20 protein-coding genes and 1 pseudogene are annotated in these 25,372 nt (G+C 71.3%); 7 read left to right on the forward strand and 14 right to left on the reverse strand.

The features are described from left to right. The 6 genes and pseudogenes from VNR19_RS08470 to VNR19_RS08490 form a co-directional block, all read right to left on the reverse strand. A partial coding sequence (locus VNR19_RS08470; protein WP_325725791.1) for a protoporphyrinogen/coproporphyrinogen oxidase occupies positions 1-790 on the reverse strand: 790 nt, incomplete at its 3' end. Positions 791-840: 50 nt separating this feature from the next. Continuing rightward, positions 841-1,668, reverse strand: a complete 828-nt coding sequence (locus VNR19_RS08475; protein ID WP_325725793.1) for an ABC transporter ATP-binding protein — start codon at positions 1,666-1,668, stop codon at positions 841-843. Continuing rightward, a complete protein-coding gene (locus tag VNR19_RS08480) occupies positions 1,665-2,753 on the reverse strand; it encodes an ABC transporter ATP-binding protein (protein WP_325725795.1) in 1,089 nt (362 codons plus the stop codon). The genes VNR19_RS08475 and VNR19_RS08480 overlap by 4 nt, the downstream gene beginning before the upstream one ends. Positions 2,754-2,784: 31 nt before the next feature. Then, positions 2,785-3,219 carry an FtsX-like permease family protein gene (locus tag VNR19_RS17300; protein WP_414684136.1) on the reverse strand — a complete coding sequence of 145 codons (435 nt, stop codon included), beginning with the start codon at positions 3,217-3,219 and terminating at the stop codon, positions 2,785-2,787. Positions 3,220-3,300: 81 nt separating this feature from the next. Continuing rightward, a pseudogene (locus VNR19_RS08485) lies at positions 3,301-5,523 on the reverse strand (ABC transporter permease); the annotation flags it as partial. Next, positions 5,520-7,961 (reverse strand): FtsX-like permease family protein, encoded by a 2,442-nt coding sequence (locus VNR19_RS08490; RefSeq protein ID WP_325725799.1) that lies wholly within the window; start codon positions 7,959-7,961, stop codon positions 5,520-5,522. The pseudogene VNR19_RS08485 and the gene VNR19_RS08490, both read right to left, overlap by 4 nt. Positions 7,962-8,048: 87 nt before the next feature. On the opposite strand from VNR19_RS08490, the gene VNR19_RS08495 reads away from it, so the two are divergent. The 3 genes from VNR19_RS08495 (at position 8,049) to VNR19_RS08505 (ending at position 10,848) form a co-directional block, all read left to right on the forward strand. Further along, the gene (locus tag VNR19_RS08495; protein WP_325725801.1) at positions 8,049-8,648 is read left to right on the forward strand and encodes an HhH-GPD-type base excision DNA repair protein; all 600 of its coding nucleotides are present in this window, start codon (positions 8,049-8,051) and stop codon (positions 8,646-8,648) included. 165 nt (positions 8,649-8,813) lie between these two features. Then, positions 8,814-9,287, forward strand: a complete 474-nt coding sequence (locus VNR19_RS08500; protein WP_325725803.1) for an NfeD family protein — start codon at positions 8,814-8,816, stop codon at positions 9,285-9,287. Positions 9,288-9,369: 82 nt separating this feature from the next. After that, on the forward strand, positions 9,370-10,848 hold the full coding sequence (locus VNR19_RS08505) for a flotillin family protein (RefSeq protein ID WP_325725805.1): 1,479 nt from the start codon (positions 9,370-9,372) through the stop codon (positions 10,846-10,848). Positions 10,849-11,024: 176 nt separating this feature from the next. On the opposite strand, the gene VNR19_RS08510 is transcribed toward VNR19_RS08505, so the two are convergent. The 3 genes from VNR19_RS08510 to VNR19_RS08520 form a co-directional block, all read right to left on the reverse strand. Continuing rightward, entirely contained in the window at positions 11,025-12,410 is a 1,386-nt protein-coding gene (locus tag VNR19_RS08510) for a glycine--tRNA ligase (RefSeq protein ID WP_325725807.1), read from the reverse strand. A gap of 142 nt (positions 12,411-12,552) precedes the next feature. Further along, complete coding sequence (locus tag VNR19_RS08515) at positions 12,553-12,936, reverse strand: DUF4870 domain-containing protein (RefSeq protein ID WP_325725809.1); 384 nt, start codon at positions 12,934-12,936, stop codon at positions 12,553-12,555. A gap of 89 nt (positions 12,937-13,025) precedes the next feature. Next, positions 13,026-14,423 carry an alpha-hydroxy-acid oxidizing protein gene (locus VNR19_RS08520; RefSeq protein ID WP_325725811.1) on the reverse strand — a complete coding sequence of 466 codons (1,398 nt, stop codon included), beginning with the start codon at positions 14,421-14,423 and terminating at the stop codon, positions 13,026-13,028. A gap of 179 nt (positions 14,424-14,602) precedes the next feature. Between VNR19_RS08520 and VNR19_RS08525 the strand changes: the two genes are divergently transcribed. Next, complete coding sequence (locus tag VNR19_RS08525; RefSeq protein WP_325725813.1) at positions 14,603-18,334, forward strand: Ig-like domain-containing protein; 3,732 nt, start codon at positions 14,603-14,605, stop codon at positions 18,332-18,334. Positions 18,335-18,396: 62 nt separating this feature from the next. On the opposite strand, the gene VNR19_RS08530 is transcribed toward VNR19_RS08525, so the two are convergent. From VNR19_RS08530 to VNR19_RS08545, 4 genes are all read right to left on the reverse strand, one after another. Then, positions 18,397-19,287 (reverse strand): hypothetical protein, encoded by an 891-nt coding sequence (locus VNR19_RS08530; protein ID WP_325725814.1) that lies wholly within the window; start codon positions 19,285-19,287, stop codon positions 18,397-18,399. A gap of 53 nt (positions 19,288-19,340) precedes the next feature. Next, complete coding sequence (locus VNR19_RS08535; RefSeq protein ID WP_325725816.1) at positions 19,341-19,484, reverse strand: hypothetical protein; 144 nt, start codon at positions 19,482-19,484, stop codon at positions 19,341-19,343. 82 nt (positions 19,485-19,566) lie between these two features. Next, the gene (locus tag VNR19_RS08540) at positions 19,567-19,956 is read right to left on the reverse strand and encodes a hypothetical protein (RefSeq protein WP_325725818.1); all 390 of its coding nucleotides are present in this window, start codon (positions 19,954-19,956) and stop codon (positions 19,567-19,569) included. Further along, the gene (locus VNR19_RS08545; RefSeq protein WP_325725820.1) at positions 19,953-20,906 is read right to left on the reverse strand and encodes a cyclase family protein; all 954 of its coding nucleotides are present in this window, start codon (positions 20,904-20,906) and stop codon (positions 19,953-19,955) included. The genes VNR19_RS08540 and VNR19_RS08545 overlap by 4 nt, the downstream gene beginning before the upstream one ends. A 160-nt stretch (positions 20,907-21,066) precedes the next feature. On the opposite strand from VNR19_RS08545, the gene VNR19_RS08550 reads away from it, so the two are divergent. Further along, positions 21,067-21,279, forward strand: coding sequence for a hypothetical protein (locus VNR19_RS08550; protein WP_325725821.1), 213 nt, complete (start codon positions 21,067-21,069; stop codon positions 21,277-21,279). Here VNR19_RS08550 and VNR19_RS08555 read toward each other — a convergent pair. Then, complete coding sequence (locus VNR19_RS08555) at positions 21,276-21,986, reverse strand: GNAT family N-acetyltransferase (protein ID WP_325725823.1); 711 nt, start codon at positions 21,984-21,986, stop codon at positions 21,276-21,278. The two genes, VNR19_RS08550 and VNR19_RS08555, sit on opposite strands and share 4 nt — an antisense overlap. Positions 21,987-22,256: 270 nt before the next feature. Between VNR19_RS08555 and VNR19_RS08560 the strand changes: the two genes are divergently transcribed. Together VNR19_RS08560 and VNR19_RS08565 are read left to right on the forward strand one after the other, a co-directional pair. Beyond that, positions 22,257-23,657: an MFS transporter gene (locus tag VNR19_RS08560; protein ID WP_325725825.1), complete on the forward strand. Its 1,401-nt coding sequence runs from the start codon at positions 22,257-22,259 to the stop codon at positions 23,655-23,657. A gap of 71 nt (positions 23,658-23,728) precedes the next feature. Further along, positions 23,729-25,198 carry a peptide MFS transporter gene (locus VNR19_RS08565; RefSeq protein ID WP_325725827.1) on the forward strand — a complete coding sequence of 490 codons (1,470 nt, stop codon included), beginning with the start codon at positions 23,729-23,731 and terminating at the stop codon, positions 25,196-25,198. Positions 25,199-25,372 lie beyond the last annotated feature (174 nt).

Consider the following 25,372-nt stretch of genomic DNA (forward strand, 5'->3'; position numbering starts at 1 on the left):
TGCCCCGATCCGCCGTGATCGAGACCGCGCGCTCCCCCGTGCGGACGTCCGTCTCGAGGTACGCGAGGCGCTCCTCCAGCACCGAGACGAGTCTCGCAACACCGCCCCGGATGCTCAGCAGACCGGGGTCGGCGGGCATCCCGACGCGCAGGTCGGCAACGGCGGCACCGAGAGATGCGGTGCGCGTCAGCGCTGCGCTCAGGCCCGGTGCCGCGGCGTCGACATCGACCTCGTCGGGATGGATGCCGTACACCCCGAGCGAAAGCGGCGCGACCATCCGATCGAGGACGCGCTCGCCCATTCGCGAGCGTACGAGGCGCCCGAGGCTGCGCTCGCGGCCGATCGTGAGCGGCGGCCGGAGGCGGTCGACGTACGCGCGCCATGCGCCCGACCAGCCGATGATGCGGCGCACCGACTCGTCCCACGGGTTCTGCGGAATGCCGACGAGCGTCTCGCGCGGCAGCGGAGCCGCCCCCGACGGCAGTCCCGCGATCCACGTGTCGCCGACGCGCGTGGACACCACGTCTTCACCCAAGCCCAGCTCGTCGGCGAGAGCGCGCACGGCCGTCGCCGACTCGGGGAAGCCTTCCGCGGTGAGGTCGACCTCGGCACCCGCGATCCTCGCCGACGCGATCGTGCCGCCGAGGCGATCGGATGCCTCGAACACCGTCACGCGCGAGCCCACCTTCGCGCACTCGAGAGCCGCGACGAGGCCCGCGATCCCGCCGCCGACAACCGCCACACGGGCGTGCTGCACGTGTGACGCGAGGTCGTTCGAGGCGCCGGACACGCCCTCAATCCTCGCATCCGCGGAGGACGTCCGTGGCCCCCGCCCACGGGTCAGCGGTGCTTGCGGCGGGCGCGCGCCTCGGCGCGCGTGAGGGGGACCGATTCGGATGCCGCGTCCGCCGCCTGCTCGGACGGGGCGGCCGGTGCGGCATCCGTGATCTCTTCGATCGCCGCGACATCGGCCTCCGCGACGCTGCCCGACGACACCGACGTGACGCGGCCGTCGTGGAGCTCGACCACACGGTCGGCGCGCCGCACGAGCAGCGGATCGTGCGTCGAGACGACGGCGGCGATGCCGCGCGTGTGGACGAGCTCGCCGATGAGGTCCATGACGGTGGTGGCGGTGCGCGAGTCGAGCTGCCCGGTCGGCTCGTCGGCGATGAGCACGCGCGGACGCGACACGATCGCGCGGGCGATGCCGACGCGCTGCTGCTGACCGCCCGAGAGCTCCGCCGGACGCTGCGGCGCCTGGTCGGCGAGGTTCACGAGCCGGAGCGCCTCGGCCACACGCTCCTCGCGCTCGGCGGGATCGGTGCGGGCGATGCGCAGCGGGAGCTCGACGTTCTCAGCCGCCGACAGCACGGGGATGAGCCCGAACGACTGGAACACGAACCCGAGCTTCTCGCGACGGAGCTCCGCGAGGTCGTCCTCGCGGAGCGCGGTCGCCTCGACGTCACCGATCCACACGCGGCCCGACGTGGGCCGGTCCAGCCCGCCGAGCAGGTTGAGGAGCGTCGTCTTGCCGGCGCCGGACGAGCCGCGCACGACGACGAGCTCGCCCTCGTTCACCTCGAGGTCGATGTCGACGCACGCGTGCACATCGCCCGCGCTCGACGTGAACACGCGGTTGAGCTTCTCGGCGCGCAGTGCGACGGTCATGCGGGGTCCTCCTCTTGCTCTGCGTCCTCCGGTCCCTGAGCTGCCCCCGGCACCTGAGCTGCCCCCGGTCCCTGAGCTGCCCCCGGCACCTGAGCTTGTCGAAGGGTCGACGCCTCGACGGGCTCGGCGACCGGAGCGGGCTCGGCGCCCGGGGTTTCGGTAGGCGCCGCATCCGGCTTCCGCGCCTGTCCGGGCCAGACGCCCACGTGGTCCGGCTCGAGAGCGAGGCGCACGCGCTCGCGCAGGTCGAGCGCCTGGACGAACTCGTCAGGCAGCTGCAGGCGACCGACGCGGTCGAGCACCGCGTACTCCTCGGCGACGTGGTGTTCGGCTCCGGTCTCGTCGGTGCGCGTCGAGCGCAGCACCTCGGTCGAGGTGCGTCCGTCGCGGATCTGCACGGTACGGGCGACGTGCTCCGACACCGCGGGGTCATGGGTCACGATGAGGGTCGTCACGCCGAGCTCGCGGTTGACCGCGCGCATCGCCTCGAGCACGTGCGCGCTCGTCGTGTCGTCGAGCTCACCGGTGGGCTCGTCGGCGAGCAGCACACGCGGGTCGTTCGCGATGCCGACCGCGATCGCGACACGCTGCTGCTCGCCGCCCGACATCTCGGACGGCTTGCGCTCGGCGCAGTGCGAGACCTCGAGCAGGTCGAGCAGCTCGTCGACGCGCTTGCGGCGCGCGGCCGCGCCCTTCACGTCGCCCGTGACGGCGAGCGCGGCGGCGACGTTCTCGCTCGCCGACAGATACGGGAGGAGGTTGCGCGACGTCTGCTGCCACACGAACCCGACGCTGTGCCGGCGGAACTCGACGCGCTCCTTCTCCTTCATCGACAGCAGGTCGTGACCCGCGACCCACGCGACACCGGCGGTGGGCTGATCGAGGCTCGACAGGATCGACAGCAGAGTCGACTTGCCCGAGCCGGATGCGCCGACAACCGCGACGAGCTCCCCGGGATCGATCCGCAGGTTGAGGCCCTGCAGTGCCTGCACCTCGACTCCCGGCCCCGTGCCGGTCGTCACCTTGAAGATGCGCACGAGGTCGACGCACAGGATGTCCGCGTCGGGAGCGGTCATGTGGGCCATGGTCCCATCCTTCCTCGATGGTGCGGCGCGGTCATGTGCCCTCCTCGACGGCGCGCAGGGCGCGGGCGGCGCGGATGCGGCGCGACACGAGCAGCGCGACAGCCGTCAGCACCGCGGCGAGCGCGACGAACCCTCCGACCGTGAGAGCGAGGATCGCGGGGTCGAGCTGGTACGACGGCTGCACGGTCGACCCGGTGAACGGCCGCAGGTCGACGGCGGCGAGCACCACGAGGGGCACGATCGCACCGAACACCGTTCCCGCGACGATCGCGGCGACGGCGGGCGGGCCGACCTCCCACAGCGCGAGCGACGTCGCAGCGCGACGCGGCGCGCCGAGCGTCCGCAGGAGTGCGAGCAGACGGTTGCGCTGTTCGGTCGCGAGCGTGAGCGTCATGACGATCGCGAGCGCGCTCAGCAGCGCGGTGACCGCGGTCGCGATGAGCAGCGCCCAGCGCACGCCCTGCACGGCCGGACCGGACTGGATCCGGTCGGCGATGCGGTCGGCGGTGTCGATGCGGACGTCGAACGCGAACGCCGCGCGCAGCTGCTCCTCGACGGCTTCGGGTGCGGCATCCGGTTCGAGGCGAATGAGCACCGTGCGGTCGCTCGGGTCACGACCCAGCACGTCCTCGGCGTAGGACTCGTCGATCGCCGCCCAGTTCTCGCGTGCCCCGATGGGCGACGGCCCGCTCGTGACGCCGACGACCTCGGCGTGGACCGACCCGAGTCGCAGCTCATCGGAGCCGCCGATGATCCGGTCGGTCGCGCCCGCCACGACCATCGGCATCGGGCCGTCGTCCCTCGGCTCGAGCGAGACCCCGGGCGGAAGCAGGCCGGGCCCGTCGCCCTGCACGTCCCGCAGCTCGGCGGCGTCCACGACGAAGACCGAGGTCGCGCGCTTCGCGCCGTTCACGTCGAGGGTCGACGGATCGGCGCCCGAGACGCCCGTCGCGGCGGCCACTCCGTCGATGTCGCGCACGCGGTCGAGCTGCTCGAGCGTGAAGCTGCCGCCCGTGACCCGCATGTCCGCCCCGACCCGCGCGCGTGCGGAGTGGGTGATCCCCGCCTGCAGCGCCGACAGCAGGATCCCGGATGACACGGCCACCGAGACCCCGACGACGAGCGCCAGCACCGGCGTCAGCCCGATCGACGGCTCGCGCAGGGCGCGCGCCGAGCCCACGAACGCGTCGAGGCGACTCGAGCGGCGCGCGCGATCGAAGATGCCGTGCAACGGGATCGGATACAGCCGCAGCGTGATGAGGCACGCGGTGATCGCGAGCAGCAGCGGCGCGGCGGCGAGGAGCGGATCCAGACCCGAGCTGTACCCGCGCACGAAGAGGAGCACGAGCGTGAGTGCCGTGAGCACCAGGACGATGCCCTCGACGATGAGCCGCACGCGCGAGCCGCCGAGGTCGAGATCCGTTCGCGCGCGACGCTCGGCGGCGGCGGGGGCGAGCACCACGAGGATCGCGATCGGAGCGAGGCCGATCACGAGGGCGGGCAGGAAGTCGAGCACGGTCGGGGTTGCACGGAAGACCGCGGCGCCGACGATCGCGGCGATCGCAGCGCCGAGCGCGGCCGGAACGATGCCGGCGACGACGCCCTCGAGTCCCAGGATCCCGCGGAGCTGCGCGAGCGATGCACCCCGCGCCGACAGGAGGCGCAGGCTCGGGCGACGGCGCTCGAGGATGAGCCGGCATCCGAGCACGAGCACCGCGGCGGCCACGCCGATCGGACCGGCGACGATCATCGCGATGACCGCGACCGTCGACGCGCCCTGCGCGAGCGCGAGCTCGATCTCGCCGGTGACGTCGGCTTGGAAGCGAAGGCTCAGGATGCCGATGCCGCCCGCCGACGACCCGATCGTGTGCGAGACCGCCGTCAGCTTGCGGAGCGCCGCCGCCGTGTCCTCCGCTGTCGCGGCGCTGATGCGGTCGATGTCGGTCGGGTACCACACGGTGGTGGAGTAGAGCCCGTACAGACCGCTGCTGATGAGCGATGCGGGGTGCGGGAAAGCCATGCCGGTCACGACGCGCGGAAGGTTGCCGTCGTCGAAGATCTTCGGCGTGAGCGACGACGGCACGTGCTCCCAATAGCCGGCTTCGGCGTCGACCGGCTCGAAGGTGCCGACGAGCGCGAGTTCGACGAGGACCGCGGGCGTGCCGACCGACCGCGTCTCGCCGACCGCCCATTCCATCTGCGCCGCGGTGTCGGCCGAGACGACGACCTCCACGCGGTTGGCGACGCTGCCGCCCGGAATCGACGCGGATGCGACGGGCTCGTCGAGATACGAGGCGGCCGGCTCCGGCATCCGCCCTTCGACCAGGACGATCTCGTCTTCGATGCCCGGCGCGAACGCCATGCTCACGGCGCGCGTACGCGGCGCCTCGGCCACGGGCATATCGGTCACCGTCGTCACGGCCCGACCTTCGCCGAGGATGTCCGGGAGTGGATCGTCGGCGTCGGCGCGGATGCGCTCGACGGCCTCGAGGAACGTTCCCCACACCTCTTCCGTCGTCGATGGGACCGAGAGGTCGTGCGCGCCGAGCTGCGGAGCACCCGCGGTCTCGGAGACGACGTCCCGCTCGAGCGCGCCGAGCACGCCGAGCCTGTCGCGCAGCGCCGCGTCCGACAGAAGCCCGAGCACGACCGGCGCGGCCGTCGCGAGGAACGAGAGCACGAGCACGAGCAGCGCCACGACCGCGGCACCGCCGAGGCGGGAGCGCAGGTGGTGGGAGAGGAGGGCCCGGGTCGTGACGCGGCGGCTCATCGCGACTCCTCCCCCACGGTGGCCGTGCGCGCGGCGCGCGAGACGTCGATCGCGGCGTACACGACGATCGCGGCGAGACCCACCGCGAGGGCGGCGACCGCGATCGCGAGAGGCGCCCACGCGACGGCGATGCCGCCCGCCAGCGCGAGGATGCCCGGGGTCACCGCGCGCACGAGGTCGGGCACGACGAGCCACGAGACGAGCACGCCCGCCGCCGCACCCAACAGGAGGGCGGCGCCGAAGACGCCGCCGAGCTCCGCCGCGCGCATGCGCGCCTGGCGTCCCGGCGTGATGCCGACCGCACGCAGCACGCCGAGTTCGCGCCGCCGCGCGATCGCGAGCGTCTGCACGATCGCGAACGCCGCGACGAGCGAAAGCACCGCCGACCCGGCGGTGGCGGTCCACCATCCCGGCACGAGGGCACCCACGATGCTCGCCGCGAGGCCGGGGGCGGAGGTCGCGACGGGTCGGTCGTTCATCGCGGCGCTGAGCGCGGCATCCGCTCCCGTGTCGCCCGCGGCCCACAGCGAGTTCGGGGACACGATCGACGTGCCCCGTTGGAGTTGCGACGTCAGCAGATTCTCGAGGGGCGCGAAGAGGGCGAGGGTCCCGGATGCCCCGGGCACGGCGTCGACGACCGATGAGAGGACGACGTCGACGCGACGGCCCGTTCCCTCGTATCGGAGCTCGATCAGATCGCCCGGGCCCACGCCGAGTCGTGACGCGAGCGCCACCGTCGCAGCGACCTGCACGGGCGGGCGCTGGGAGTCGGCGCCCTCGCTCTGCCCGGGCGGAGCCTCGGCGAGCATACCCCCGTCGCCGAGCCACACGACGGCGTCGGGGTTCTGACCCGTCATGACACCCGTGCCGGAGACGTCGAGCGGACCGGCGCCGATGGCTTCCGCATCCGCGACGTCGATCGTGATCTGCCCGCCCGCGACAGGCCCGAGCCCCGTCGCGATCGCCAGCAGGCTCCACGGACCCCGCCCTTCGGGGAGCTCCACCTCGCCCTCGAAGTACCCCTCGAAGTCGAGGTCGCCGGTGAACTGCGGCAGGTCGTCGACATCGAAGACGAGGCCGCCGTCGAGCTGGAGCTGGGCGGGTGCGCCGGTCGCGTCGAGCAGGAGCGCCGCGACCGTGAACCCCTGCGGGAAGCCGTCGACGACGTGGACATCGAGACGCACGCGCAGTCCACTGGCGGTGTCGCCGAGGGGCACCGGCTCCGGGCGGACGAGGAAGTCATCGGCGCCGACGTCCGCTGTCGCGGCCAGCGCTTCGCGATCGACGATGCCACCCGCAGTGGTCACGACCTCGTCGATCATCACCGACGGGACGGCGACGAGCTGCGCGTCCGTCTTGCCGATCTCGACACGCTCGACGAGCGCGGCCGCTGCGGCGTCGATCCCGTCGATCCGGCCGGCCTCCAGCACCTGGCCGGGATTCACGGACTGCGGCTTCGTGTCGACCCGAAGGTCCGCCCCGGCACGCACCGCCGCCGAGTCGGCGGTCATCGCGCTCCAGGTCGCCGCGTACGCCGATGCGAAGACGGTCTCGGCGACCGTGAGACCGACGAGCAGCACGGCGACCGCGTAGATCGGCACGCGGCGCGCCACCTGCCGCGCGGGATACGCGGGCGCGAGCGACGGAATGGCCGCCGACGGACGCGACACGGCCGCCGCTGCGACGCCGAAGAGCGCGAGTGCGACGAGCGCGCCCGCCATGAGCACGACCGCCGGAGCGATCGCGACGATCGGGTCGAAGCCTCCGGCACGCGCCGCGGGCAGCTGCCACACGACGAGCGCTGCCGCGAGCAGCACGACCACCACGAGCGCAGCGGTCGTTGCACGGGTCGTTCTCGTCGACCCGGAGCGGCGCTCGCCGCGGCGCAAGGCGAGGGAGAACACGACCCCGAGCACGACGATCGCCGCGAGCGCCCACGGCCACTGCGCGACGGCGTCGAGCGGCGATCCGCCCACGATGCCTGCGATGACCGCCGCGAGCGCGATTCCCACGACGCCGCCCGCCACGACCACGACGAGGGCCTCGCCCGCGTCGAGCAGGCGCGCCTGACCCGATGACAGGCCGCGAGCCCGGATCGTCGCGGTCTCGTCGTCGCGTGCGGCCGCGATGAGTCGCGCGAGCTGCGCGATGGCCGTGCCCGCGAGGAGCGCGACCAGCAGCACGAGCGCCGGGGCGGCGGTCGCGAGGGCTGTCGACCCGAGGGCGATCTGGACTGCCACGTCCGCTGCCGACAGGCCCGGTGGTGGCGGATGCCCCGCCTCCCCCGCCGCGCGGGCGAGCGCCGCCGTCACGAGGCACACGGTCGCGACGGCGACCGCCACGGTGGCGGCCGCGCTCGCGAGCAGTCCCCCGCGCGCACGCGCGCGCGCCCGCCACAGGCGGCCGGTCGTCAGCGACGACGAGCGGGGTTTCGGCATGCGGTTCGGGGTCCTGGGCTCTCGGGTTCGCGCCCAGGGCGCGAGAGTTCTCTGACAACCTAACCGAGCCGGTGCGAGACTTGCGGCATGACTTTGAACATCACCGGCGACACCGCGGCGGACCGCCTGCTGAGCGACGATCCGCTCGCCCTGCTCATCGGAATGCTCCTCGACCAGCAGGTCGCGATGGAGACTGCCTTCGCGGGCCCGCTCAAGATCCGCGAGCGCATCGGAACGCTCGACCCCGGGGCGATCGCCGCGTACGATCCGGACGCCTTCGCCGAGGCGTTCAAGCAGCCGCCCGCCGTCCACCGCTTCCCGGGCTCCATGGCCGCGCGTGTGCAGGCGCTGTGCGCCGCGGTCGAGCAGGACTGGGGCGGCGACGCATCCGCGATCTGGACCACCCCGGCCGCCGGGCATTCCGGAACACCGGACGGCGCCGAGGTGCTCAAGCGGCTCAAGAGGCTCCCGGGCTTCGGCGACCAGAAGGCGAAGATCTTCCTCGCGCTCCTGGGCAAGCAGTACGGCTACGACGGCGTGGGGTGGCGCGAGGCATCCGCCCCCTATGGAGAGGAGGGCTCCTACCGCAGCGTCGCCGACATCGTCTCGCCCGAGTCGCTCGCGAAAGTGCGCGAGTACAAGCGCGGCGTGAAGGCGGCGGCCAAGTCCGGCGGCGGAGGCGTCTGATCGGCCAGGCCGACGGCGGAAGGGGTGATTCCCCTTCCCGGGGCCGGCGCTGCGAAGGTTATCCCCAGGATGGGACTCCTCCGGATGCCGCATTCCGCGAACCCCTAGGGTGGAGGGAACCGGTCCCACACCGCGGTGCGGGCCGCCCGCTGGGGAGGAGACCCGTTGGAGCTCACGCCGTTCATCGTCATCGGGGGAATCGGGCTGCTCGTGCTCGTGATCTCGCTCCTCGTGGGTGACATCTTCGACCACTTCGAGATCGGCGACGGCGCCATCTCGGGCACGGCGCTCGGGGTCGCGGCGGTCGTGTTCGGTGCGTCCGGCGTGCTCACCACGACGGCGGGACTCGACCTGCTGTGGGCCTACGTGCTCGCGGTCGTGCTCGCGCTCCTCGCGTACCTGCTCGCGGTGTACTTCGTACGGCGACTGACGAAGTCCTCCGACGGCGTTCCCGTCTCTGCAATCGGGCTCACCGGAGTGACGCGCTCCACGGTGTCGCCGTCCGGCGGCGAGGTGAGCCTCGACGGACCGCACGAAGTCGAGCGGCGTCTGGCGTTCGCCGACGACACGATCGCCGAGGGCGTGCGCATCCGGGTGGTCGAGCACGCCGGCACGCGCGTCAAGGTCGTCGCGGAGTAGTACCCGAGCCGCGCAGCGGCGACGGATGCGGCGGCACGGAGCCGCGGCATCCGATTGATCCCCACACCCGGAAAGGACTCCCATGCCGGTCGATGTCATCCAGATCAGCGCGGTCGTCGCGCTGATCGTCGCGGTCCTCGGACTGCTCGTGTTCATCGCGCGACGGATTCGTCGCGTGCCTCCCAACGAGGCCCTCGTCATCGTCGGCCGCGGAGCCGGCAAGCCCGCCCCCGGCGAGGCGCCCGGGGGCCAGCGCGTCGTGATCGGCGGCCGCACGTTCGTGTGGCCGATCCTGCAGCAGGGCTTCTCGATCTCGCTCGAGCAGCGTCAGATCGGCATCACGGTCGAGGGCGTCGACAAGAACCGCATCAAGATCGCGATCAAGGCGTCGATCAACTTCAAGGTGTCCGGCACCGAAGAGGGCGTGCGCCGCGCCGCGCAGCGCTTCCTCTCGCAGCAGGACGCGCTGACCGAGATCATCAAGGAGTCCCTCGAAGGCTCCCTCCGCTCGATCGTGGGCGACATGACGATCGAGCAGATCATCTCCGACCGCAAGAGCCTCTCCGACCGCGTCGTCGCCGAGACGAAGGCCGACCTCGTCGAACAGGGTCTGCAGGTCGATCTGCTCAACATCAGCGACATCTCGACGCCCGGCAGCGACTACCTCGCCAACCTCGGCCGCGCCGAGGCGGCGCGCGCCCGCCAGGTCGCAGAGATCAGTGAGGCCGAGGCCGCGCGTGCGAGCGAGTTCGCGCGCATCGAGGCCGCCGAGCAGATCGCCGAGCGCCAGAAGGCCCTGTCGCTGCGTCAGGCCTCGATCAAGGCCGACACCGACCGCGCGAACGCCGAGGCGGAGGCCGCGGGTCAGCTCGCGAAGGCCGAGCAGGACAAGCTCGTCGCCGTGCAGGAGCGCGAGGCGCTCACCGAGCAGGCGCTCGTGACGCAGGAGCGTCTCGACATCGAGATCCGCAAGCCGGCCGAGGCCCAGGCATACGCCGAGGTGCAGGCGGCCACCGCCCGCCGCGACGCCGCGAACGCCGCGACAGAGGCCGACGCGTTCAAGCGCACGAAGATCGCCGAGGCGAACAAGGTCGCCGCGGTGCAGGACGCCGAGGCCGCGGCAGCCGCGGTGCGCCTGGCCGGCAGCGCCGAGCGCGACAAGCAGGTCGCGCTCGCCGAGGGTGTAAAGGCCGAAGGTGAGGCGCGCGCCGCCGCGATCCAGGCCGAGGGTCTCGCCGACGCGGCGTCCACCGACGCGAAGGCGCTCGCGCTGCAGAAGTACGGCGAGGCGGCCCTCGCGCAGGAGATCATCTCGCGCCTGCCCGAGATCGTCCGCGCGGCCGCCGAGCCGATCGCGGCGATCGACAAGATGACGGTCGTCTCGACCGACGGCGCCTCCGACGTCACGAAGACGGTCGGAAAGGTTCTCGGCGAGGGCACCGAGGTCGTGAAGGGCCTCACCGGGCTCGACCTCGCAGCGCTCCTGCAGTCGTTCGCGCTCAAGACGGCCCCGGCCGACGTGCTGCCGGTGTCGCCCGACGGTGCGGCCGCGAAGAACTGACGCGCCTCACGCGTGAAGGCGGATGCCCCGGCCCATCGCGGGTCGGGGCATCCGTCGTCTCGCGTGCTCCTCGAGTGACCCGAGGCTTCGCGCTGTCGAAACCTTCACGCGCGGCCATCACGAACGACAGCGGATGCCGGAAACCGCAGCGCGAGTGCCAGGAACCGGCGCGCGGGTCAGGCGCCGCGAAGGCGCTCCGCGAGGTAGCCCTCGAGGGCGTCGAGCGGCACGCGCTCCTGGGCCATCGTGTCGCGGTCGCGCACCGTGACGGCGCGGTCGTCGAGCGAGTCGAAGTCGACCGTGACGCAGAACGGGGTGCCGATCTCGTCTTGACGGCGGTAGCGGCGGCCGATCGCACCGGCGTCGTCGAAGTCCACGACCCAGCGACCGCGCAGCGCGGCGGCGGTCTCGCGTGCGATCGGCGAGAGCTGCTCGTTGCGCGACAGCGGCAGCACCGCGATCTTGACCGGCGACAGGCGCGGGTCGAGCTTGAGCACCGTGCGGGTGTCGAAGCCGCCCTTCGCGTTGGGCGCCTGCTCCTCGTGGTACGCGTCGACGAGGAAGGCCATCATCGCGCGCGTGAGTCCGAACGACGGCTCGATCACGTACGGGATGTACTTCTCGCCCGACGCCTGGTCGAAGAATGAGAGCGAGTGACCGGATGCCTCGCTGTGCGAGGTGAGATCGAAGTCCGTGCGGTTGGCGACGCCCATGAGCTCGCCCCACTCCTTGCCCGGGAAGCCGAAGCGGTACTCGATGTCGATCGTGCCGTCGGAGTAGTGCGCGCGCTCGTCCTCCGGGACGTCAAACCGGCGCATGTTCGCCGGATCGATCCCCAGGTCGACGAACCAGTTCCAGCACTCCTCGACCCAGTGCTCGAACCAGTCCTGCGCCTCGGCGGGAGGAGTGAAGTACTCGATCTCCATCTGCTCGAACTCGCGCGTGCGGAAGATGAAGTTGCCCGGCGTGATCTCGTTGCGGAACGCCTTGCCGACCTGGCCGACGCCGAACGGCGGCTTCTTGCGCGACGCCGTCACGACGTTCGAGAAGTTGACGAAGATCCCCTGCGCGGTCTCGGGGCGCAGGTAGTAGAGGCCGGACTCGTCGTCGACGACCCCGAGGTACGTCTTCACCAGGCCCGAGAAGGGCTTCGGCTCGGTGTACTGGCCCTTCGTGCCGCAGTTCGGGCACGGGACATCCGCGAGACCGTGCTCGGCCTTGCGACCCTTGCGTGCTTCGAAGTCCTCGAGCAGGTTGTCGGCACGGAAGCGCTTGTGGCAGTGCAGGCACTCCACGAGCGGGTCGGTGAACGTCGCGACGTGACCGGACGCCTCCCACACGCGCTTGGGGAGGATGATCGACGAGTCGAGGCCGACCATGTCGCCGCGACCGCGCACGAACGTCTGCCACCACTGGCGGCGGATGTTCTCCTTCAGCTCGGTGCCGAGCGGGCCGTAGTCCCACGCCGACCGGGATCCGCCGTAGATCTCACCCGCTTGGAAGACGAACCCGCGATGGCGCGCGAGCGAGATGACTTTGTCGAGGCGGGAGGGCTCGGCCACGGTGGCTCCAATGGTCGGAAGAGGTTGTGCGAGAGTGCGGGCGGCGAGTGCCGCGGCATCCGTCGATTCTACCGAGCGGATGCCGCGCGACCCGCCGCCCGCTCGCGTCGCCGGAGCCGAGGTGAGCTGTGCCGTCAGGCCGTCACTTCACGAACGGGATCGACATCGGGTACGTGTACCACTGGCCGGCGTTCGCCTTCACGGCCGCGACGATGCAGAAGACGATGTTCAGGATGTAGGCGGCGAAGATGATGAAGATGCCCACGAACACGATCGTGAGCAGCCCGCCGACGATGTACGCGATGATCAGCGTGAGCTGGAAGTTCAGCGCGGTCGCGGTGTGGGCGCGCACGAAGGGGCCGCGGTCCTTCAGGATCAGGTACCCGATGAGCGGGGCCAGGAAGCCGAAGAACAGCCCGCCGAGGTGCACCAGCGTCGACCAGAGCTTCTCGTCGGCGGGAGTCATCGATGGCGGCGGCGCCGAGTAGCCGCCCGCCGGAGGCTGGGGCGAGGGAGGGATGGTCATGCTCACAGCGTAGAGGCTCGCGAAGTCTCCGCGCGCGGGGGACATCCCCCCGATTTCCGCGGGCTGACCGGATGCTTCGTGACCCGGAATCACGCTTCGCGCAGCACGCCGCGGTCGAGTTCGTCGATGCTCGTGACTCCCGCGAGCCCCATCGTGATGTCGAGCTCGGCGAGGATGTTGCGCACGACCTCGCGCACGCCGTCCTCCCCCGCGATCGCGAGCCCATACGCATAGGGCCGGCCGATCGCGACGGCCGTCGCCCCCAGTGCCAGAGCGATCACGACGTCCGCGCCGCCGCGCACGCCCGAATCGAACACGATCGGAACCCGGCCGCCCACGCGGCGCTCGACCTCGGGGAGCGCCGCGAGAGTCGGAACCGACTGGTCGATCTGGCGCCCGCCGTGATTCGAGATCCAGATCGCGTCGACGCCCGCGTCGAGGGCGCGGGTGGCGTCATCCGGATGAACGATGCCCTTGAGGATGATCGGCAGGCTCGTCCACTCGCGCGCTTTCGCGAGGTCGTCCCATGTGAGCGCGGGCGTCGAGAACACCTCGAGGAACGTCTCGACCGCCGCGCGCGGCAGCGGTGAGCGCAGGTTCTCGCGCAGGCTCTTCGACCCCGTGACGGCCGAGCCCTTGCGCGCGATGCGAATGCCCGCGGCGACCGCCTTCGGCGTGAGCTTGACGGGCGGGTTCGGCTCGGCGGCGCGCGGCGGCGTCGTGTCCTGCGTGTTCGCGGCGGGTCCCCGCTCGCTGAGCGAGGTGCGCGAGACGGAGCCGGCCCCGCGAGTCCGCTCGCGCACGAGCTGATGGAACACGGGGTCGCTCGTGTACTGCGCGATCCCGAGGCCGCGCGTGAACGGCAGGTATGCGAGATCGAGGTCGCGCGTACGCCATCCGAGGAGGTGGGTGTCGAGCGTCACGACGATCGCGTCGCATCCGGACGCCTCGGCCCGCCGCAGCAGCGACGCGTTGAGCTCGTCGGACGACGACCAGTAGAGCTGGAACAGCCGGGTGCCGGCCGGTGCGGCATCCGCCACCGCCTCCATCGGGTAGGACGCCTGGTTGCTGAGCACGTAGGGAACACCGACGGATGCGGCAGCCCGCGCCACTGCGAGATCGGCATCCGCGTTCACGAGCTCCATGACGCCGAGCGGTGCGAGCAGCAGCGGCGTCGCACGCCGCTTCCCGAGGAACTCGATCGAGAGGTCGCGGTTCGACACGTCACGAAGCGGCCGCGGCCACACCTGCCACCGCTCGAACGCTGTGCGGTTCGCGGCGACGGTGCGCTCGGATCCGGCGCCGCCCGCGATGTACGCGAACGCCTCGGCGCTCGACGCCTTGCGTGCCGCGCGCTCGAGCGCGATCGGGTCGACGGGGACGGCGGGACGCGTGCCGCTGATGCCGGCGCGGTAGATCTCGGACTGGGTGCGGCGCGAGATGCCGCGCGCCGCGGCCGCGGGGTCTTCGGGAGCGACGCTGCTCATGCCGACCAGCGTAGGGCTCCCGCAGCATCGGGCGTCGAGCGAGGCGGCGAAGCGACCGCGACGAGACGCGCCCACACTCATTGAAACCGCGCGGGCGCCCCACTAACGTCCGAGCAAGGGGGACGGTGCCGGGGGAGGCCGGCACGGAGCTCCGGAACATCGCTCGACGAGGAGTGAACATGGTTCGGCGCGGCGTTGCTTCGATGGCGGCGGTGGGGGCACTCGTGATCGGAGCGGTCGTCGTGGCGCCGCCCGCATCCGCTGCCCCACCCACAGACCCGTGGCAGGGCACGGCGAGCGCCGACATCGTCGAACTCAATGTGGCCGCTCTCACGTTCGACTTCGTGGGGCTCTCGGTCGGGGCGAGCGACGTCTCCGCCGGATCGACCCTCGATCCGCGCGCGCAGTCGGCGTCGAGCAACATCGGCGCCGCGGTCCTCGGCGTGCCGATCGCCGTCAGCACCAACGACGCGACGGCGCCGCCCAGCGAAGGGCCTCTGACCGGCGGGCTCGCCGAAGTCGACGTTCCCACGCTCATCGACACCGGCCTGATCACCACGACGAACTCGGCGAGCTGGACCGTCGACACGGCGTGCGTCACCGACGGCGTGCTGGCGTCGGCCGCGACATCCGTCGCCGGGATCTCGCTCCTGCCGGGACTCGCGGGAGGCATCGCGTCGATCGGAGCAGCCGAGGTGACGAGCCAGACGAGTCTCGTGCCGAGCGCGATTCCGAACTACAACGTGCAGAGCACGGCCGTCGGCACCGTCGCGGGCGTGAGCCTGCTCGGTGGCGCGGTGGAAGTCGCCGTCGCCGGAAACACGACGCTCACCGCGACCTCGACGGCAACCTCCGACATCCAGATCGGCTACGACCCCGCCACCGTCACAGTGAGCGCGCTGGGTACGGACGTCGTGCTGACGCCTGCGGCGCCGAGCAGGACGGTGTCGATCGGCCTCCCCCTCGTGGGCACCGCGTCGGTCACGGTCGGCCTCAACTCCCCGACGCCGATCCCGGGCGGCGCCGCGGTCTCGCTGCTGACCATCTCGATCGACATCGTCAGCCTGGTCAGCCTCCCCGTCGCGACGGTGAGCCTCGATCTCGTACCGCTCACGGCATCCGTCTCCGCTCCGCTCGGCGGCATCGACTGCCCGCCCCCGCCTCCGACGGTGACGGCCCCGACCGAGGGCGAGACGACCGGCCCGGCGCCGACCTTCGCGGGTACGGCGCTGCCGAACGCCACCGTCGAGGTCTTCGTCGACGGCGCATCGATCGGCACGACGACAGCGGATGCCGCGGGCGACTGGATACTCGCCGCGCCCACACCGCTCGCCGGTGGGCCGCACGTCGTCACCGCGACGCAGACGGTTGCCGGCCAGGTCTCCGAACCGTCGGTGGCCGTGGACTTCGTCGTCGACGCGACGCCGCCGCCTGCACCGGCCATCTCGGCCCCGACCGATGGGGCGCTTCTCGACGACGCGACACCCGACATCACCGGCACGGCCGAGGCGAACTCGACCGTCACCGTCACGATCGACGGCGTCGTCGCCGGCACGGCAACAGCGGATGCCGCGGGCACCTGGACCTTCACCCCGTCCTCCCCTCTCACCGACGGCCCGCACACCGTCACCGCCACAGCGACGGATGCTGCCGGCAACGAAAGCCCGCCGTCGAATGCCGTCGACTTCACGATCGACTCCGTCGCTCCCGAGGCTCCGGTCATCACGAGTCCCGCGAACGGCGCTGTGACGAACGACACCACACCCGACATCACCGGCACGGCCGAACCGAACTCGACGGTCACCGTCACGATCGACGGCGTCGTCGCCGGCACAGCAACAGCGGATGCCGCAGGCACCTGGACCTTCACCCCCACGACCCCGCTCACCGAAGGCCCGCACACCGTCACCGCGACCGCCACCGACGCGGCGGGCAACGTGAGCGACGCATCCGCACCGGTCACGTTCACCGTCGACGCGACGCCGCCCCCCGCACCGGTCATCGTCACCCCCGCAGAAGGCCAGGTGACCACCGACACCACGCCCGACATCACCGGCGCCGCCGAACCGGACACGACCATCACGGTCACGATCGACGGTGCGATCGCCGGGACGACCGCAGCCGATGGGACCGGCAACTGGGTCTTCACGCCGACGACCCCGCTCGCGGAAGGTCCGCACACCGTCAGCGCCACGGCCACGGATGCCGCGGGGAACGAGAGCCCGACCTCGAACCTCGTGAACTTCACCATCGATTCCGTCGCTCCCGAGGCTCCGGTCATCACGAGTCCCGCGAACGGCGCTGTGACGAACGACACCACACCCGACATCACCGGCACGGCCGAACCGAACTCGACCGTCACCGTCACGATCGACGGCGTCGTCGCCGGCACAGCAACAGCGGATGCCGCGGGCACCTGGACCTTCACCCCCACGACCCCGCTCACCGAAGGCCCGCACACCGTCACCGCGACGGCGACGGATGCCGCAGGCAACGAGAGCGACGCATCCGCACCCGTCGAGTTCACCGTCGACACCGTCGCTCCGGGCACCCCGGTGATCACCGGCCCGACTGATGGGGCGCTGCTGACGGACACCACCCCCGACATCACGGGCACCGCCGAACCGAGCTCCACCGTGACCGTCACGATCGACGGCGTCGTCGCCGGAACGACCACCGCGGATGCCGCGGGCAGCTGGACCTTCACCCCGTCCTCGCCTCTCGGCGAAGGCCCGCACACCGTCACCGCGACGGCGACGGATGCCGCGGGCAACGAGAGTCCGCAGTCCTCGGCGGTGACCTTCACGATCGACAGCGTTCCGCCCGGTGCACCCGTGATCACGGGTCCCGCGACCGGCGACCTGCTCACCGACGCGACCCCCGAGATCACGGGCACGGCGGAGCCGAACTCGACCGTCACCGTCACGATCGACGGCGTCGTCGTCGGAACGACCACCGCGGATGCCACGGGCACCTGGACCTTCACCCCGTCCTCGCCTCTCACCGAAGGCCCGCACACCGTCACCGCCACAGCGACCGACGGCGCGGGCAACGAAGGGCCGGCATCCGCGCCCGTCGAGTTCACCGTCGACACCGTGCCCCCGGCCGCGCCCGTCATCACGAGCCCGACGGATGGCTCCACGACGGCTGACCAGGCGCCGGAGATCAGCGGCATCGCCGAACCGGGCTCGACCGTCACCGTCATCATCGACGGCGAGGCCGCAGGACAGACGACGGCGGATGCGAACGGCGAATGGACGTTCACCCCGACCCAGCCGCTCGCCGACGGCGAGCACGAGATCACGGCGACCGCGACCGACAATGCGGGGAACACGAGTCCCGAGGCTCAGCCGACCGTCGTGACCGTCGAGGCCGCACCGATCGCAGGCGTGCCCGAAGTCCGGATCACGATGAGCCCCGCGACGCAGACGGTCGCCCCGGGGTCGCGCGTGGAGTTCACCGTGACTGTCCGCAATGCCGGCGATGCGGCAGCGACGAACATCGTCACACGGCTCGAGACCCCGACGGGGTTCACGGGCTACTCGGGCACGGCCATCGCGTGGCCCACCGGAACGCCGCAGCCGCCGGACGGCGTCGTCGGCTCGCTGACCTTCACGCTCGCCGAGCTCGCACCCGGAGACACCGTCGTATTTGAGGTGACGGGCACCGCGAACGGATCACCTGGGACGGCGCTCACGATCACCGGCGCGGTGACGATGGCCGAGATCGACCCTCTGCCGGCGAACAACATCGCTCAGACGGTGATCGCGTTCGCGAGCACACCGGGGCTGCCGGTCACGGGCGGAGGCGACCCGGCGGCGGCTCTCGTTCCTGCCGGAATGCTGCTGGCGCTGGGCGTGTCGCTGATGGTCCTCGGACGACGGCGGGCGGCCGCGGCGCACCGGCGTTGAGCCAGGACGCGAAGCGACCGGGAGGCGCGCTCGTTCCGCGACCGGGAGCGAGTGACCGGGCCTCAGGCCCCCGGGCCGAAGCCGCACCAGTCGGCGACCCACGACAGGATCTTGCCGCGCATGTCCTCGCCCACGAACACCTCGATCTCACCCGGCTCACCGTCGAGTACGACCCGCACGTCGAAGATCGTGCCGCGCTTGTCCTCCTGCACCGCGTGCGGGTCGCAGCGGAACGGCACGATCGGCAGCGAGATGACCGTGCGGTCGGCGCCGCCTGTCGAGACGTCGAGCCCCACGGGGTAGGCGCCGTCCATGGCGGCCGTGCCGAACGAGATGAGGTTCGTCTCCTGCACGCCCTCGATCGAGAGGCCGCCGCCCCCGGTCGGCTCGACCGCGAGGTCGAGTCGCGCGGGCTCACCGGGAGGGGACGGCGTGAACTGTTCGAAGGCGATCGTCGCCGCATCCGCCACGGCCTGTGCCCTGCACTCGCGCTCGTGCAACGGCGCGATGAACCCGAGCGGATCGGCCGCGGGAACGGTCGTCTCGCCTGTCGTGCCGTCTTCGCGCGTGAACGCGAGCGTCACGCGCGGCTCCGCATCGTCGGGTGCGGGGCACGCGACGTCGGGAAGCTGCACGCGCACGTTCACCGTGACGCCCGGTGCGACGCGGCTCTCGCGCTCGACATCGCGCGTGGCGTCGTCCGCGAACCGCGGGTCGCTCACACGCACGTCGCCGATCATGAGCGTCTCGTCGGAGCCGTTGCGCACCGACACCTGCGCCGTGCGCGTCGACACATCCGCGCGCAGCTGCACGATCTCGACCTCGACCCCGTCGGGCAGGCCCGCGCCGCCGCCTTCGGTCCCGGCGCCGGCCGAGCAGCCCACCGCAGCCAGGGCGACGACGGTGAGCAGCGAAGCCCCGAGGGGGCGGCGAACTGCCGACAGCATGCGCATGCGCACAGATTAGTCGCCGCATCCGACCACCCGTCTTCGGGCCGGCGTAGGGCTCACGCCACGTGGACCGGCGCGACTTCGGTCACGGGGCGGAAGGTCGAGCGGCACCGCCGCGGTCCGAACTGGCGTCGCGCGCGACGTTCGCGCCAGCGCTGCACCGATCGGGCGACTCGATTCGTCTCGAGCTGTACGTTCATGGCGGCCTCCTTCCGATGGCGATCCGGTGATCCGGTCTCGCCACGAAGGAGCAGCACCCCCGCCGTCAGATACAGCCGCGCGTCAGCCCCACGGCGAGCCGCCTTCACCCGGTCGCATCGGGCGCAGCTCAGGCGGCGCCGGCCACCCGAGCTGGAGCCTCTCGACGGGAGCGTCGATCGCGCCGAAGTCGTCGGTCTGCACGACGACGCGCCCCTGCTCTCCCGGCCGCGGAGGAGTCACCTCGACGATCCGCACCCGCAGCGGCGGGCCTCCGTCGCGCTCGAGCATCCACGCATCGGCCAGGAACCGCAGTCCCACCTCCTCCAACGCCGCTTCGGCGTCGAGCCAGCCGAGGGGTCCGGATGCCTCGCGCCCCAGCACGTCGACGGCCACCCAGTCGTCCCCCTCGGGCCGGATCCAGCCGATGAGCTCGCCGTCTTCGCGGCGGTGCGGGGTCCAGTCGCCGTTCACAGGGCATCCGTCACGTGTGCGAAGGCGCGAACCGGGAACGTGCCGAATCCCTCGATCGCGGGCGGCGCGGCCGTGAACAGGGCGCCCGAGGGTGGCAGCTCCGCAAGATTCGTGAGGTGCTCGACGACGTGAACGCCCGCCGCGAGCAGCAGCGAGTGCGCCGGGCGCTCGCCGCCTCCTGAGCCCGTCGAGGGGTCGGCGTCGTCGATGTTGAGCGAGTCGATGCCCACGAGCACCGCCCCCGCGTCGATGAGCCACTGCGCGCCCTCGCCCGTGAGGAACGGGGCGCCGTGCCCGTACTCCGGCCGGCCGAACCAGCGGTCCCACCCTGTGTGCAGCAGCACCGCCGCACCGCGCACGTCCCGGTCGGCCAGTGTCTCGGCACGGATGCCGCGTCGCTCGGGGGTCCACGCGTCCTCGAGGTGGAAGACCTCGGCGCGGAGTCCGACGAGCGTCGACAGGTCGAGCCCTGCGAGGTCGGGTCCGTCGGCGTAGCGGTGATACGGCGAGTCGAGGTACGTTCCGGTGTTCCCGACCATCGTGATGATGTCCATCGCGAACTCGGTGCCGGGCGCGTAACGGGCGCGTGAGTCCTCGCGTGTGAGGTGCGGCGTGATGGTCGGTGCGGGAAGTCCCGGGTAGGTCACAAGGCCCGCCCGGATGCGGTGGCTCAGGTCGACGACGCGGGTCGCGGCATCCGGACCGGTCGACCGCGCGGAGGCGACACCGCGCGACCCTCGGTGAGGCTCCTCGACGATGCGCAGGCCGCGCAGTTCGACCTCGTCGACGAGCGCGAGCCCGAGGTGCTGCACGAGCAGACGCGCGATCTCGTCCTCACCGGTGTCGGGCGAAGGCAGATCCAGCCTGAAGCCGGTGCCTGAGATGGCTCCGCCGTTGGCGAAGCGGATGTCGAAGTCGAAGTGCGCGCGGAAGTCGGGTGCCGTGGCCATGCCGTGAGCATAGAGACGCGGCATCCGGCCCGCACTCCGTGTTTCAGGAATGGCAGGGTGCGGAGCGCGCGCGGCAGGATTCCTTCGAGCGGCGCTGATCGGTCGCCGCTCCCACCGCAACCCCGTGGCCCTGCCGCTCGACGCGTCGTAGCGTCGAACCATGCAGACCGACAAGACCCGCGATGCCGACGGCACCGGCATGACCGACGATGAGAAACGCCGCGATCAGCTGACCGCGGCGCCGAACGCGACCGAGGAGGACGCGGCGCCCCGCATCGATGTGACGCATCCTCGCGAGGGCGTCACGCGAATCGACATCCGCGACGACGCCGTCGTGCGGCCCGGCAACCCCGAGGAGCCGGCGGACGCCTAGCCGGAGGCCTCCACGAACAGGTAGCCTCGCGCGTCGTCGAAGCCGCCCACGACGAGCCCCTTCTCGAGCAGGTCGACGAACTGCCGCCGCACACGCAGCCGCCACGCCGTCGCATCCGCGGGATCATCGCGGCGGATCGCCGAGATGTCGGTCGGGATCTCGACCGACGCGACGACCTTCTCGTCGGGCGGCATCGGCGCGGGCGGTGCGGCGAGCGCCCACGAGACCATGAGCCTGTCGGTCTGGTCGCCGCGGTTGACGCCGTCGTCCATCGCGCCGTACTGGTTCACGAGGTATTCGGTCACGCGGGCGCCGAGCACGTTGAGGTTGAAGTGCGCGTTGCGGGCGACGAGCGGATCGAACGTCCACGTGATGTGCCCCACGCCGCGCTCGAGCGCCCATTCGCGCTGGTGCTGCTTGAGCCGTCGGCCGAGGCCCTGACTCTGGTACTCGGGCAGCACACCGGTGATGTGCGAGTGCATGGAGCGCGCGGCGGGCTCGGCGAAGAACGCGGCGGATGCCCCGACCATGTGCTCCCCGGCGAACATGCCGACCACGTAATTGCCCGAGTGCGCGAGCGCACGCAGGAGGTTCGGGGCCATCCCCGACCGGTCGCCGTGCCACACCGCACTGAACAGCTCGGAGGCGGTGAACACCTCCTCGAGGGTGTGCAGCGATCGGATCGCGACCTCGTCCTCGTCCTCCATTCCCCCAGTGTGGCCCGGACAGCGGGCTCCCGGCGACAGCCCGGCGATTTCAGGGTGGCGCGCGTCGAACCGCGCTGATAGCGTGGCCCGCGGTTCCGGGCGCTATCCCGGACGGACTGTCGCCGACGCTTCCTCGAAGCCGGGTGTCGGCGACCGTCCGGCCCCACTCGGTGGGAGTCGGCTCGCCTCCATGAGCGACCCGGATGCGGCATCCGCAGTTAGCCTGAATCGATGGGCATGGGTGATGCGGCACGCAGACGCCTCACCCGGATGCCACCCCAGGGCGCCATCGTCGCGGTGCTCGCGATCGCGGGCCTGAGCTCGTCGTTCATGTTCACGCTGGTCGTGCCGATCCAGTCGAAGCTGCCCGAGCTCTTGAACGCGAGTCGCGAAGACACGGCGTGGGTCGTGACGGCGACGCTTCTCGCGGCCGCTGTGTGCACGCCGATCTCGGGGCGTCTCGGCGACATGTACGGCAAGCGCCGCGTCGTCATCGCCCTGCTCGTGACGCTCGTGATCGGCTCGGTCATCGCGGCGCTCTCTCCGCACATCGTCGGTGTCATCGTCGGGCGAGCACTCCAGGGGGCCGTCACGGGTGTCGTGCCGCTCGGCATCTCGATCCTGCGCGACGTGCTGCACGAAGACCGCGTCGACTCTGCGATCGCGCTCATCAGCGCGACCCTCGGCGTCGGCGGAGCGCTCGGGCTCCCGATCAGCGCCCTCGTGACGGAGCTGAGCGACTGGCACATGATCTTCTGGCTGTCGGCGATCCTCGGCGTCATCCAGATCGCCCTCGTCGTGTGGATCGTGCCGGTGAGCGTGCTTCGCTCGGGCGGGCGCATCGACTTCGTGGGCGTGGCCGGGCTCGCAATCGGGCTCATCGGCATCCTCCTGGCCATCTCGCGCGGCAACGAGTGGGGCTGGACCTCCGCCGCCACGCTCGTGTGCGGGATCGGCGGCATCGTCGTGCTGCTGGCGTGGGGCTGGTACGAGCTGCGCATCGACGACCCGCTCCTCGACCTGCGTGTAGCGGCGCGTCGGCCCGTCCTGCTGACGAACCTCACCTCGGTCGCGATGGGGTTCTCGCTGTTCTCGTCGAACGTCGTGTATCCGCAGCTGCTCGAGCTGCCCGCATCCGTCGGCGGCTTCGGGCTCTCGCTGCTGGCCGCGAGCCTCGTCGTCATGCCGTCGGGCCTGGTCATGATGGTTCTCTCGCCGATCGCCGGTCGGCTGTCGCACCGCGTCGGTCCGCGCGTGCTGCTGCTCACGGGCGCGGCGGCGCTCGTCTTGGCGTACGCGTTCACCTACTTCTTCCGCACCGACGTGTGGCAGCTGCTCGTCGCCAATCTCCTCATCGGCGTCGGCATCGGCTTCGGTTTCGCCGCGATGCCCATGCTCATCATGCGGTCCGTCCCGCAGTCCGAGACGGGCGCGTCGAACGGGCTCAACGCGCTGTTCCGTTCGGTGGGCACGAGCAGCGCCGCGGCTGTCGTCGGCGCCGTGCTCGCGACCTTCTCCGTGCAGCAGGACGGCGTGCAGCTGCCCACGCCCGCCGCATTCGACGTCGCCTTCCTCCTCGGCGGGGTGGGAGCGGTCGTCGCGCTCGGCATCGGGCTGTTCATCCCCTCGCGCAGGTCGCCGGAGGAGCGGCATCCGTCCCTTCCCGAGTGATCGAGGCGTGATGCGCCTGTCTCGCACCCCTCTGTCGCGCATCGCGGCGCGGGTCTAGCCTCGCGTGCATGATGACGACGACCACCCCGGCACCTGCGGAAAGCGACCGCGACACGCGGTTCTTCGGCCAGCCGTGGGCGCTCGCGCACGTCTTCGGCGTCGAGATGTGGGAGCGATTCAGCTTCTACGGCATGCAGATCGTGATGGTCTACTACCTCTACTTCTCGACGTCCGAGGGCGGGCTCGGGATGCCGGAGTCCACGGCCGTGAGCATCATCGGCGCGTACGGCGGGTCGGTCTACCTCGCGACGATCCTCGGCGCGTGGGTGGCGGACCGGCTGCTCGGGTCTGAGCGCGTGCTCTTCTACAGCGCGATCGTGATCATGTGCGGGCACTTGGGGCTCGCACTCATCCCGGGGTACGCCGGTGTGACGATCGGCCTCATCCTCGTGGCGATCGGATCGGGCGGCCTCAAGGCGAACGCGACCTCGGTCGTCGGCACGCTTTACGGAGCCGCCGACCCGCGGCGCGACGCCGGCTTCTCGATCTTCTACCTCGGCATCAACATCGGCGCGTTCTTCGGACCGCTCGTGACGGGGTTCCTGCGCACCAACCTCGGGTTCCACTGGGCGTTCGGGGCGGCTGCCGTCGGTATGGCGCTCGGCCTCATCCAGTACTCGTTCGGCCGCAAGCAGCTTCCCGCGGAGTCACGCGTCGTGCCCAACCCCCTCCCGGTCCCCGGACGCTGGATCTTCGCGGGCATCGGCCTCGTCGCGGTCGCGATCATCGTCGTGCTCGTGCTCGTCGGGGTCATCCGGGCCGACAACCTCTCGGTCGTCATCATCATCACCGTGGTGGGAGCGACGATCGCCTACTTCGCGGTCATCCTGTCGAGCAGGCGCATCGACTCGACCGAGCGCTCACGCGTGTTCGGCTTCATCCCGCTGTTCATCACGAGCGTCGCGTTCTGGTCGCTGTACCAGCAGCAGTTCACGGTCGTGCCGATCTACGCGGAGCAGAGGCTCGACCTGAACATCTTCGGGTGGGAGATGCCGCCAGACTGGGTGCAGTCGATCAACCCGGTGTTCATCATCATCCTGTCGGGGGTGTTCGCCGCGATTTGGACCAAGCTCGGTGCGCGTCAGCCCTCGACCCCCGTGAAGTTCGGCATGGGCGTCATCATCATGGGCATCGCGTTCCTGTTGTTCCTTCCCTTCGCGGGCGGCGGACCACACTCGACGCCGCTCATTGCGATGGTCGGCATCATCTTCGTCTTCACGGTCGCCGAGCTGCTTCTCTCGCCGGTCGGTCTGTCGGTCGCGACGAAGCTCGCACCGCAGGCCTTCCACACGCAGATGGTGGCGCTGTTCTTCCTCTCCGTGTCGCTCGGCACCGCGATCTCGGGCTGGCTCGCGCAGTTCTACGGCCCCGACGACGAGGTCCCGTACTTCTCGATCCTCGGCGCGATCGCGATCGTCGTGGGCATCGCGCTGCTCGCCGCGGTCAAGCCCGTGCTCGCGCTCATGAAAGGCGTGCGCTGACGCGCTCCCGCTGTGCGGGCCCGCGCACCCCGCGCGGGTTTGTGTCGCGTGTTCGCGCTGTCGTTTCCGGTATCCGCTGTCGTCTCAGCGGGTCGCGGATGCGGGTTTCGGCAGCGCGAACGGATGCCGGGTGCTACTCCGCCTTCGTGGAGAACGCGGCGTCGAATGCGGCGG

Origin of the sequence: Microbacterium sp. (assembly GCF_035556355.1) — a bacterium.
GTDB lineage: Bacteria > Actinomycetota > Actinomycetes > Actinomycetales > Microbacteriaceae > Microbacterium.

Coding starts and splice junctions, on each gene's coding strand:
- VNR19_RS08475 (WP_325725793.1), bottom strand. CDS start 1,668: ATGACCGTCGCACTGCGCGCCGAGAAGCTCAACCGCGTGTTCACGTCG.
- VNR19_RS08480 (WP_325725795.1), bottom strand. CDS start 2,753: ATGGCCCACATGACCGCTCCCGACGCGGACATCCTGTGCGTCGACCTC.
- VNR19_RS08490 (WP_325725799.1), bottom strand. CDS start 7,961: ATGCCGAAACCCCGCTCGTCGTCGCTGACGACCGGCCGCCTGTGGCGG.
- VNR19_RS08495 (WP_325725801.1), top strand. CDS start 8,049: ATGACTTTGAACATCACCGGCGACACCGCGGCGGACCGCCTGCTGAGC.
- VNR19_RS08505 (WP_325725805.1), top strand. CDS start 9,370: ATGCCGGTCGATGTCATCCAGATCAGCGCGGTCGTCGCGCTGATCGTC.
- VNR19_RS08515 (WP_325725809.1), bottom strand. CDS start 12,936: ATGACCATCCCTCCCTCGCCCCAGCCTCCGGCGGGCGGCTACTCGGCG.
- VNR19_RS08520 (WP_325725811.1), bottom strand. CDS start 14,423: ATGAGCAGCGTCGCTCCCGAAGACCCCGCGGCCGCGGCGCGCGGCATC.
- VNR19_RS08525 (WP_325725813.1), top strand. CDS start 14,603: ATGGTTCGGCGCGGCGTTGCTTCGATGGCGGCGGTGGGGGCACTCGTG.
- VNR19_RS08530 (WP_325725814.1), bottom strand. CDS start 19,287: ATGCGCATGCTGTCGGCAGTTCGCCGCCCCCTCGGGGCTTCGCTGCTC.
- VNR19_RS08535 (WP_325725816.1), bottom strand. CDS start 19,484: ATGAACGTACAGCTCGAGACGAATCGAGTCGCCCGATCGGTGCAGCGC.
- VNR19_RS08545 (WP_325725820.1), bottom strand. CDS start 20,906: ATGGCCACGGCACCCGACTTCCGCGCGCACTTCGACTTCGACATCCGC.
- VNR19_RS08550 (WP_325725821.1), top strand. CDS start 21,067: ATGCAGACCGACAAGACCCGCGATGCCGACGGCACCGGCATGACCGAC.
- VNR19_RS08555 (WP_325725823.1), bottom strand. CDS start 21,986: ATGGAGGACGAGGACGAGGTCGCGATCCGATCGCTGCACACCCTCGAG.
- VNR19_RS08560 (WP_325725825.1), top strand. CDS start 22,257: ATGCCACCCCAGGGCGCCATCGTCGCGGTGCTCGCGATCGCGGGCCTG.
- VNR19_RS08565 (WP_325725827.1), top strand. CDS start 23,729: ATGACGACGACCACCCCGGCACCTGCGGAAAGCGACCGCGACACGCGG.